The sequence below is a fragment of the uncultured Acetobacterium sp. genome, from assembly GCF_927416815.1.
Taxonomy (GTDB): domain Bacteria; phylum Bacillota; class Clostridia; order Eubacteriales; family Eubacteriaceae; genus Acetobacterium.
In genome coordinates, this window is record NZ_CAKMJU010000035.1 from 1 (window position 1) to 2,135 (window position 2,135).

Annotated in this window: 1 protein-coding gene; it reads right to left on the reverse strand. The window is 37.8% G+C overall.

All coding sequences use genetic code 11. The features are described from left to right. Positions 1-76: 76 nt before the first annotated feature. Entirely contained in the window at positions 77-1,621 is a 1,545-nt protein-coding gene (locus QZ998_RS07020; RefSeq protein ID WP_296559205.1) for an IS1182 family transposase, read from the reverse strand. Between the last annotated feature and the right edge of the window lie 514 nt (positions 1,622-2,135).

The following is a 2,135-nucleotide window of genomic DNA, read 5'->3' on the forward strand; positions in this document are numbered from 1 at the left end:
AATTCAATTTTTATAAAAGGTTTGAGAATGACTGATAAATTGACGGCGGCAGTTACTTTCGCCGCTGTCAATTTTATCAGATTTTCAAAATTTTTAGTGGAGGGAATAACAAAGAAACCATCCTTACAATATTGCAGGCTAGATTGGCCATGGTAATATGAATTTTTGCGCCACGGAGTTTGATATACCGGCACCGTCGCAAACCGTGATTTCTGACCATTGTAGCAAACCGTCTTTCTATTTTGTAACGCTTATTGTAAGCAATAGTGAATTCTGGCGCTGCGACTCTGGCTTTGTCGGTTAACACCGCATCATGGCGTAAATAAACCGTTACATGTCTGCTTTTCTGGTGGTATTTACCATTTTTCAGGCGGTAAATACATTGCTCAATGAGTGGACACTGACTGCAATCTTTAGTGTTGAATTGAAACTCTTTCATATCCCGATTGTGAGCTTTTTCGTGTTTGATTTTAAAAATTTCGGTGCTTTTGCCATTGGGACAAGTAACTGTTTTGAAATCATCAGAAAAAATAAAATCTTTCATTTTGAAGTAGTCATTTTCTCGAGTGGATTCCTCGTAAAAGGCGATATTGCTGATGATTTTATTATCTTTAAGAAAGGCTCTATTTTCAGTTTCGCCATAAGCCTTATCCGCTGAAAGCTCTTTTGGTTTTAAACCAACTTGTGTTTCGGTCTTTTGAATTAGTTCCTTCAGCTTTTTTCCGTCACCGACGTTAAATGGTGTTTGGGATGATGCCAGGATGATTTCGCTGTCTTCATCGATGATGATATGATTTTTATAGCCCTTCTTAACATTCCCAACAGATTTATGAGCAACCCGTGCATCCGGATCGACAATACTCACGATCTTATCCTTTTTGTTATTGGTATATTGATCCAGTAAGTCATAGCACAGACCAAAAGCTTCCAGATATTTCTGGTTGTGTTGTAACTCATCATAGGTTTTGATATAGAGTTTATCCAAATAGTTCTGGGTGATTTCAAAATGTTTTCGCCAGTTGACTTTTTCTGACGTTTCATAAGCCTGATCCAGCTCTGATTCAATCGCTGCTGCTATTTCAGCTGCCAGTGGTTCATTGAATTCTGTCACTGCCTGGATTACTTTATTGAAAGCAATTCTTGCCAGCTTTTTTATTGAAGGGTAATTGACATTGGCGGCTACATCGGTGGAATCGATAATAAAACGATTCGTCCGGATGAGATCTTTTTCGATACATTTTTTGACAATTTCAGTGAAAAAGGCTTCAAAATGCTCTTCTGTTAAACGCTGAACGCGAAAGAAACTGATTGTGGTGTCATCGGGAACCGTGTCGTTGATACCTAGATTTAAAAACCATCGGAACACAATGTCTGTTTGAATTCGTTTTACAACTTCGACATCGGAAAGTCGATACAAGTATTCCAGAAGAAATATTTTAACCAGCATGACCGGATCTTTCGAACCACGACCAATTGAACTATATTGATCTTTTACCAAGTCATAAATGAATGAAAAATCGATGATTGAATCAATTTTTATTAGCAGGTGATCCTTGGGTACCAACTTCTCAAATATGATATGATCAAACATATCTAATTGTGGTCTATTTTTCTTTAGCATAATCTGAAACCCCCTTATAGCAACGTTTTATATGATTTCTTTATACCCGTTATTGGCTATTTTAGTTGCTATTCTGGGTTAGTTGATCAATAAAGTTTGTTGTGACATTAGAGTAAGCATATTTATTCGTGTTATTGTATAGATTTACAGGTACCTTCGTTTTTCGGAGGTTTCCCTGTCACTTAACATATTCAACTTAACTTATTGGTCTGGGTTTTGAATATGGAATTAGTCATAGGGTCGCTGTTATTGTCTGCAAAAGTTATCATAGTGGGTGACGCCAAGGGATTTATGAAATGAACGACGAATTGACAGAAAATTAGAAAGGAGCCAAAATGGATAAAACGAATAACATCATCCTGGCCCGGATCAGCAAATCGGGGTTAAGCTCAGATAGCTCCGCATAAGGAAAGATGCGATTTTCAGTATAAGACCCCTGCTTGCGGTTATACAAACACTTAAACGACACCTTTTATCTGGAAGGGGATCGGCGGATTAGCCTGCGGGACAAGCT